The following is a 7,801-nucleotide window of genomic DNA, read 5'->3' as shown; positions in this document are numbered from 1 at the left end:
TCGGCCGGCTGCTCCGGGGTCTGCTCGTCAGTCATCTTCCGCGCCTCAGGAGGCGACGGCGGCTGCGAGCCGCGAGAGCGGTTCGGCCAGGGCGTTCACGCCGTCCGCGAGCTTCTTGCGTTCGGCCTTGCCGACGGTGTCGTAGGAGACGAAGCCGTCGCCCTTCCGGTGCTCGTCCAGCAGCTTGTCGATCGCGGCGAACTGCTTGTCCAGCTCCTTCGTCAGCGTCGGGTCCTTCTTGGCCGTCACCGGCTTCAGCAGCTCGTGCGCCTTCAACGCGCCCTGAACGTTGGCCTCGAAGTCGACGAGGTCGGTGTGGCTGTAGCGCTCCTCCTCACCCGTGACCTTGCCGGTGGCCACCTCGTCGAGGAGTTCCTTGGCGCCGTTGGCCATGCTGGTGGGGGTGATGTCGGCCTTGCCGACGCGGTTCTGCCAGTCCTTCAGGTCGGTCATCAGGCGGTCGGCGAGCTTCTTGTCCTTCGCGGAGATCTTCTTCTCCTGCCACAGGGACTTCTCCAGCGTGTGCCAGCCGGTCCACTTCTGGCCGTCCTCCAGGCCGTCCACGCGAAGGTCGACCTTCGGGTCGATGTCGCCGAAGGACTCCGCCACGGGCTCGGTGCGCTCCCAGCCGATGCGGGAGATCGCGTAGTTCTTCTTCGCCTCGTCGACGTCGCCGTCCTTGACCGCGTCGGTGAACTTCTTCGTCGCGGGCAGCGTCTCGTCCGCCTGCTTCTGAACGTACTTGCGGTACGCGGCGACTGCGTCGTCCAGCTTCGGGTCACGCTTGGCGGCGGCCCCCTTGCCGCTGACGGTGACCTTCTGGCGGATGCCGTCGCCCTTCATGCCGGGCTTGCAGGCGATCTCGTACGTGCCGGCCTTGATCTCCGTGACGATGTCGGCCTTGGTGCCCGGGCCGATGTTCTCCCGTTCGGTGACGATGCGGTCGCCGGGTGCGTAGACGTAGACCTCGGTGACCTTGGAGCCCTTGTTCTCCACTTGCAGCTTCACGTGCCCCGCGGGGAACTTCTTGTCCGACACCTCGCAGGCCTTGTCGTCCGCGGAGACCTTCACCCCGCCCTCCGCGCCGCCCTTGGACTTCTCAGCGCAACCGGTCAGGCATGCCGCCGCCAGGAGCGGAACGGCTGCGCCGGCTATGAGAGTTCTGCTTCTGCGGGCGGGGGCGGACATAGAGACTCCTGAGACTGACGGAACGTTCGGTGGGCGGACGAGCTGCCGGGTCAACTTAACCAAGGCTTACCTAAGCTATGGACTCGTTTCAGGCATGATCAGGCAATGAAATGACCAAGTGCGGGCAAATGACGGGGCCTTCGGTGTGTGCCGCCCGGGACGTGTCGGGCGATATCCCCGCCGATGAGGCAGGTGGGCAGGAGACGGACCGTGGGCCGGCATCGCCCGGCACGAACGAGAGGCCGGCCCCGGGAGCGGGGGCCGGCCTCATCCGCGCGTACGCGGTCGCAGGGTCGGGCGGATCAGATGATGTCCTCGATGGTGATGGGCATCTTGCGGACGCGGCGGCCGGTGGCGTGGTGAACGGCGTTGGCGATGGCGGCGTTCGCCCCTACCTGCCCGATCTCCCCGACGCCCTTCACCCCGAGCGGATTGACGACCCCGTCCTCGACTTCGATGATCTCGATGTCGACGTCCGGGGCGTCGGCGTTCACCGCCACCAGGTATTCACCGAGGCTCGAGTTGACCCAGCGCCCGGTGGCCGGGTGCATGTGGTTGGACTCCAGCAGCGCCTGCCCGAGCCCCCAGAGCATGCCGCCCATGAGCTGGCTGCGTACGGTCTTGGAGTTGAGCACGCGGCCGGGCGCGAACGCTCCCGTCATGCGCCTTACGCGGATCAGCCCGAGCTCCGGGTCGACGGCGACCTCCGCGAACTGGGCGCCGAAGGTGGCCATTCCGTAAGGGGTGTCCGGAGGCGGGGGGTTCCACGTGCCCATGGCCTCCGCGTCCGGCTGGAGATTGCGCCGCAGCAGATCGGCGTACGACTCGGAGGCGGAGCCCGCCGCCATGACTCCGTCCCGCACGACGACGTCCGCCGGGTTCGCGCCGTGCAGGGGTGAGGTGCTGTCGGCGACGGCCTGCGCGATGAGCTGGTCGCGCAGGGCGGTCGCGGCCAGATGGACGGCGGCGCTGATCATGCCTGCGCCGGACGAGGCCACGGCGGCGGCGATCTGGGGGAAGTCCGTGTCGCCCTTCTCCAGCCGGCAGCGGTCCACCGGTACGGCCAGCGCGTCGGCGGCCACCTGAGCCATCGCGGTCGCCACCCCCGTGCCGAACTCCGGTGTGGAGGCCTGGACCACGACGCTGCCGTCGGCGTAGAGCCGTGCGCGGGCACGCTGAGGTGTGTTGGGAGGCGTGACGGGATAGCACGCGGCGGCCATGCCGGTGCCGATGAGCCAGTTGCCCTCGCGCCTCGCGCCGGGCCGTGGGTCGCGGTCGTGCCAGCCGAAGCGGGCGGCCCCGCGCTCGTAGCACTCCGAGAGGCCGTTGCTGGACCAGGGGTTGCCGGAAGCCGGGTCGACGTCGGCGAAGTTGCGCAGCCGCAGTTCGAGCGGGTCGAGGCCGAGGCGCTCGGCGAGTTCGTCCATCGCGCATTCCAGCGAGAACATGCCGGTCGCGTCGCCCGGGGCCCGCATGAACGTCGGCGTCATGGTGTTGGCGCGGAACAGCCGGTAGACGCCCTCGTAGTTGGGACAGGCGTACATCTGACCGGCCGCGTTCAGCGACGGCTCCGCCCAGTTGTCGAACGGCGAGGTGGGGGAGAGCTTGTGATGGCGCAGAGCCGTCAGCCGCCCGTCGTCCTTGGCGCCGAGGGTGATCTTCTGCTCCTGCACCTCACGGTGACCGCAGGAGGTGAACATCTGCTCGCGGGTCAGCGCCAGTTTCACCGGCCTGCCGACCTTGCGGGCGGCGAGCGCGGCGAGCGCCGGATGGTGCCAGATCATGGCCTTGCCGCCGAAACTCCCCCCGACGAACTGGCTCTTGACGCGGACCTTCGACAGCGGAAGTCCGAGCAGCGCGGCGACGGTGAGCTGGGTGGCGTTGACTCCCTGCGTGGCGTCGTGGAGTACGAGTTCGTCGCCGTCCCAGCGCGCCGTCGTCGTCGAGGTCTCGATCGGGTTGTGGTTGTTGCCCGCGTAGGTGTACGTGGCCTCCACCTGGACGTCGGCCTGCGAGAGCCCCGTCCGGACGTCGCCTCTTTCGGTGCGCCCGGGGATGAACCCGGCGAAGATCGCGTCGGGCTCGTACGCCTGGTCGCGGCCCTGCTCGATGGTGGTGACCGGTGGCGACTCCTCGTAGGAGACGCGCACCAACGCGGCGGCGTGCTGGGCGCGTTCGTAGGTGTCCGCCACCACCATCGCGATGTGCTGCCCGCCGTAGTGGACGACCTCGTCCTGCATCGGGAAGAAGGTCTCGCCGGGTGCGGGACCGCCGGCGAGCGAGGGCACGAGCGGGGGCTGTGAGGCGATCCTCGGCAGGTTCTCGTGTGTCAGTACGGCCAGTACGCCCGCCTCCTCCTCCGCCTCCGAGGTGTCGATTCCGGTGACGCGGCCGTTGGCGATGCGGGAGTTGACGAGGCAGGCGTAGGCCATGTCCGGCATCGGGACGTCGGCCGAATAGCGGGCCTTGCCGGTGACTTTGGGGCGGCCGTCGACGCGGTCGAGCGGCGCTCCGATCGCTGTGGTCATGCCGGGCTCCCGTTCGCCTTGAGGGTCTCCAGGACACGTACGATCGCCCGCTGGGCCAGCTCGACCTTGAAGGCGTTGAAGGTGGTGGGCCGGGCGTCGGACATCTCGGTCCGGGCCGCCGAGGCGAAGCTCTCCCGGTCGGCCGAAGCGCCGAGCAGGACGCCTTCGGCGCGGTGCGCCCGCCACGGCTTGGTGCCCACCCCGCCCAGTGCGAGGCGTACGTCCGCGATGGTGCCGTCCACCAGGGAGAGGGCGCCCGCGACGGAGACCAGTGCGAACTCGTAGCTCTCCCTGTCACGGACCTTCAGATACATCGACCTGCGGGCGACCGGAGCCGTCGGCACCTCGATCGTGGTGATCAACTCCCCGTGCTGCAGGGGGTGTTCGCGGTGCGGGGTGTGGTCGGGGGTGAGGAAGAAGTCGTCGATGCCGTAGGCCTGCTCGCCGTCCTGGCCGCGGGTGTGCACGCGCGCGTCGAGAGCTGCGAGGGCCACGGCGAGGTCGGAGGGGTGCGTCGCAATGCAGTGTTCGCTCGTGCCGAGCACCGCGTGGCCCCGGCTGAACCCGTCGATCGCGGAGCAACCGGTGCCCGGTTCCCGCTTGTTGCAGGGGGAGACGGCGTCGCGGTAGTAGGAGCAGCGCACCCGCTGGAGCAGGTTCCCGCCGATGGAGGCCATGTTCCGCAGCTGCGGGGACGCTCCCATCTCGAGTGCCTGGGCGATCACGGGGAAGCGTTCTCGGACGAGCGGGGAGACCGCGGCTTCGCTCATCCGGGTCAGCGCCCCGATGCGCAGACTGCCGTCCGGGGCGTCGTCGATGCCGGCGAGCGGCAGTTCGTTGATGTCGACGAGGCGGCGGGGTGTGAGGACGTTCTGGCGGAGAAGGTCGATCTCGGTGGTCCCCCCGGCCAGATAGTCGGTCGTGGGGTCGGCGCTGACGACGGCGATGGCACCGGCGGCGTCGGTCGCGCGGGAGTAGCTGATGGGCCGCACGGAGATTCTCCCTGATTCAGTCTCGGTCGCGGACGGCGCGGAAGGCGGCCCGGATGTGCGGATAGGCGGCGCAGCGGCAGAGGTTGCCGCTCATCCATTCCTTGATGCCGTCGTCGTCGTCACCGTGGCCCTCCCCGAGGAGAGCCACCGCGGACATGATCTGGCCGGGGGTGCAGAAGCCGCACTGGAAGGCGTCCTCCTCGATGAACGCCTGCTGCATCGAGTGCAGTTCACCGTCGCGGGCCAGCCCTTCGACGGTGGTGACCTCGTGCTCCTCGCAGGTCATCGCGAGCGTCAGGCACGCCAGTACGCGGCGCCCGTCCACCCACACGGTGCACGCACCGCACGTGCCCTGGTCGCAGCCCTTCTTCGCCCCGGTCAGGTCCAGACGCTCGCGGAGCGCGTCCAGCAGGCTCACGCGCGGCTCGATCCGCACCGAGTGCTCGGCGCCGTTGACGGAGAGGGTGACGTTCACCGGCCCGGGGCCGCGCTCCTCCAGGGCCGGGCCGCGCTCGGTGAGCGTGGATCCGCTTGAAGACATGACACCTCCGAAGATCGCTATTTTGCGCTCATACTAGGACAAATGCGACCAGGCAATCCTTCGAGGAGAAGGCGGCGGCAGGGATGAGTGACGGCGCATCACGGACCGACGAAGCCGTGACCGTGGTTTTCACCTGGGAGGTCGCCCCGGGCAGGGAGGCGGACTTCGAGGAGTGGGCGCACGGCCTGGAGAGGGCGGCCGGCGCATTCGCGGGCCAGCGGGGGGTGACCTGGCTGCGGCCGCAGAACGGAGACCGGCACTACCAGGCCGTCGTCCGGTTCGCCGACACCGCGAGCCTCGAACGCTGGATGGCCTCGCCCGAAAGGGCCCTCTGGCAGGAGCGGGTGAAGGGCCTGGGGCGCAGCACCAAGCCGCAGTTGACCACCACCGGCCTGGAGACCTGGTTCAACGTGCCGCGGCTCGTGGCCGAACCGCCCGCGCGCTGGAAGATGTCGCTGGTCACGATCCTCGGCGTCTATCCGTTCGCGCTGCTGTTCGACGGGGTCTTCGCCGAGTACTTCCATTCCTGGCCGCTGGCCGCGCGTACCGCTGTCTTCCCCGTCTTCCTCGCACCACTGCTCACCTACGCCGTCATGCCCGGACTCAGCAGGGTGCTCCGGGGCTGGCTGTATCCGGAGTCGCCGGGGTAGGGCGCGTGCGGAGACCGCCGCTGCACACGGGGCGGAACCGCCGATGTGGCAGGCGGGGGTCAGCTGCTCGTCAGCCGCTGAAGCCGCTGCGCCGTCGCCCGCAGGCGCTTGAGGTGGGCGAGGGCCTGATCGTCGTCGCAGCGGAAGGCGGGCATGGACACCGACATCGCCGCCACGGCCGTGCCGTCGCGTCCGCTGATGGGCACCGCCACGCAGCGGCAGCCCTCGACGTACTCCTCCTGGTCCTCGGCGTGGCCGGCCTCGCGCACCGAGGCGAGCACGGCCATCAGTTCGTCCACGTCGGTCACGGTGCGGTCCGTGAGGCGGGGCAGCTCCTGCGCGGTCAGCCTTCGCCTCGCCTCGTCAGGGGAGAGGCCGGCCAGCAGCATCTTGCCCACGCCGGTGGCGTGCGCGTGCAGCCGGGAGCCGACGTGCGAGACCAGCTTCATCGGGCGCGGCGAGTGGGCGATCGCGATGTAGACGTTGTGGATGCCTTCGAGGCGGGCCAGTTGCACCGTTTCGCCGCTCTCCGCGGCCAGCTCCTCCATGAGCGGGCGGGCGTGGCGCTCCAGTTCGCTGTGGCCCGAGTACGCCTGGCTCAGCCGCCAGGCGCTCAGTCCGAGGCCGTAACGCTTCGTCTCCTCGTCGAGCTCCAGATAGCCGCGCGCTGCCAGCGTCGCCAGCAGTCCGTGAGCGCTGGAGCGGGGCAGCCCCAACTCCGCTGTCACATCGGTGAATCGCACGGGGCCGCTGTCCGCCACGAGGTCGAGGATCGCCAGCACCCGGTCTGCGGATTTCACCGCGCTCGTCTGCTGCTCCGCCATGGAGCCCCTCCCTCGGGCCTTGACAGCACGCGGTGCTGTCGCGTCACATGAAACTGTTCTTGGATGAGAACGCTAGTTCATGTGAGAGAACTTCTCAAGTCGAGTGGGGCCACAATGAGTGACACTCCCGAGCGGGATCCCCGGCCTGCGCCGCCGGCACAGCGGCCGCGGCAGGTCGATGACGGAGCCGTGAACTCGGCGGTGGGGAAGGCGATGCGCCGCCTGGTTCCGTTCCTGCTGCTGATGTACGTGCTGGCCTTCCTGGACCGGGTCAACATCGGCTTCGCCCAGGAGTCCTTCCAGGCGGACACCCGGATCGGCGACGCCGCCTACGCGTTCGGCGCCGGGATCTTCTTCCTCGGCTACGTGCTGCTGGAGGTCCCGAGCAACCTGCTGCTGCGCCGCTTCGGCGCCCGCGTGTGGATGGCCCGCATCATGATCACGTGGGGCGTGATCTCGGCCGCCCTGATGACGGCTCACAGCGCGAACGTCTTCTACGTGCTGCGGTTCCTCCTCGGTGTCGCCGAAGCCGGCTTCTTCCCCGGGGTGATCTACTTCCTGACGCTGTGGGTGCCCGCCGGCCACCGTGCCCGTGTGATGTCGCTGTTCTACTTCGGCGCCCCGCTCGCGTTCATCTTCGGCAGCCCACTGTCCGGCCTGCTGCTGGAGATGGACGGGATCAGCGGCCTGCACGGCTGGCAGTGGCTCTTCCTCGTGCAGGGCCTGGCCACCGTCGTCGTGGGTGTGATCGCGCTGCGCGTCCTGCCCGACTGCCCGGAGTCGGCCCGCTGGCTGTCCCCGCAGGAGAAGTCGGCGCTCACGGCCGCCGTCGGCGCCGAGAACGCCGCCAAGGAGGAGACCGGCGTCCTGCGCGCCCTGCGCAGCGGCCGGGTGCTCTACCTGTCGCTGATCTACTTCGTCATCCAGGTCTCCGTCTACGGCGTCACCTTCTTCCTCCCCACCCAGGTCGGCGCCCTGCTCGGCACGGACGTCGGGCTCGAGGTCAGCCTGGTGACCGCCGTCCCGTGGGTCTGCGCGATCGTCGGCTCGGTCGTGGCCGGCCGGGTCAGCGACCGTA

7 protein-coding genes are annotated in these 7,801 nt (G+C 69.5%); 2 read left to right on the top strand and 5 right to left on the bottom strand.

Features of this window, described 5'->3' with window-relative positions:
• Nucleotides 1-45: 45 nt before the first annotated feature.
• The 4 genes from efeO to H5J26_RS25875 form a co-directional block, all read right to left on the bottom strand.
• Entirely contained in the window at nucleotides 46-1,188 is a 1,143-nt protein-coding gene (gene efeO / locus H5J26_RS25890; protein WP_181768386.1) for an iron uptake system protein EfeO, read from the bottom strand.
• 302 nt (nucleotides 1,189-1,490) lie between these two features.
• Nucleotides 1,491-3,716, bottom strand: a complete 2,226-nt coding sequence (locus tag H5J26_RS25885) for a xanthine dehydrogenase family protein molybdopterin-binding subunit (RefSeq protein WP_181768385.1) — start codon at nucleotides 3,714-3,716, stop codon at nucleotides 1,491-1,493.
• Nucleotides 3,713-4,708 (bottom strand): FAD binding domain-containing protein, encoded by a 996-nt coding sequence (locus H5J26_RS25880; protein WP_181768384.1) that lies wholly within the window; start codon nucleotides 4,706-4,708, stop codon nucleotides 3,713-3,715. The genes H5J26_RS25885 and H5J26_RS25880 overlap by 4 nt, the downstream gene beginning before the upstream one ends.
• Nucleotides 4,709-4,724: 16 nt before the next feature.
• Complete coding sequence (locus H5J26_RS25875) at nucleotides 4,725-5,249, bottom strand: (2Fe-2S)-binding protein (RefSeq protein ID WP_181768383.1); 525 nt, start codon at nucleotides 5,247-5,249, stop codon at nucleotides 4,725-4,727.
• An 83-nt stretch (nucleotides 5,250-5,332) separates the two neighbouring features.
• Between H5J26_RS25875 and H5J26_RS25870 the strand changes: the two genes are divergently transcribed.
• Nucleotides 5,333-5,899 (top strand): antibiotic biosynthesis monooxygenase, encoded by a 567-nt coding sequence (locus tag H5J26_RS25870; protein ID WP_181768382.1) that lies wholly within the window; start codon nucleotides 5,333-5,335, stop codon nucleotides 5,897-5,899.
• A gap of 59 nt (nucleotides 5,900-5,958) precedes the next feature.
• On the opposite strand, the gene H5J26_RS25865 is transcribed toward H5J26_RS25870, so the two are convergent.
• On the bottom strand, nucleotides 5,959-6,723 hold the full coding sequence (locus H5J26_RS25865) for an IclR family transcriptional regulator (protein ID WP_181768381.1): 765 nt from the start codon (nucleotides 6,721-6,723) through the stop codon (nucleotides 5,959-5,961).
• Between the two features lie 189 nt (nucleotides 6,724-6,912).
• Here H5J26_RS25865 and H5J26_RS25860 point away from each other — a divergent pair.
• On the top strand, nucleotides 6,913-7,801 hold an 889-nt coding region (locus H5J26_RS25860), incomplete at its 3' end, for an MFS transporter (RefSeq protein WP_210771776.1).

This window comes from Streptomyces albidus (ex Kaewkla and Franco 2022) (genome assembly GCF_013870515.1).
Taxonomy (GTDB): domain Bacteria; phylum Actinomycetota; class Actinomycetes; order Streptomycetales; family Streptomycetaceae; genus Streptomyces; species Streptomyces albidus.
The sequence above is the reverse complement of the archived record's forward strand: the minus strand, read 5'-3'. Positions and strand labels throughout refer to the sequence as shown.

Bases quoted from the DNA above. Each gene is read 5' to 3' on its own strand.
- efeO (WP_181768386.1), bottom strand. From the start codon at position 1,188: ATGTCCGCCCCCGCCCGCAGAAGCAGAACTCTCATAGCCGGCGCAGCC.
- H5J26_RS25885 (WP_181768385.1), bottom strand. From the start codon at position 3,716: ATGACCACAGCGATCGGAGCGCCGCTCGACCGCGTCGACGGCCGCCCC.
- H5J26_RS25875 (WP_181768383.1), bottom strand. From the start codon at position 5,249: ATGTCTTCAAGCGGATCCACGCTCACCGAGCGCGGCCCGGCCCTGGAG.
- H5J26_RS25870 (WP_181768382.1), top strand. From the start codon at position 5,333: ATGAGTGACGGCGCATCACGGACCGACGAAGCCGTGACCGTGGTTTTC.
- H5J26_RS25865 (WP_181768381.1), bottom strand. From the start codon at position 6,723: ATGGCGGAGCAGCAGACGAGCGCGGTGAAATCCGCAGACCGGGTGCTG.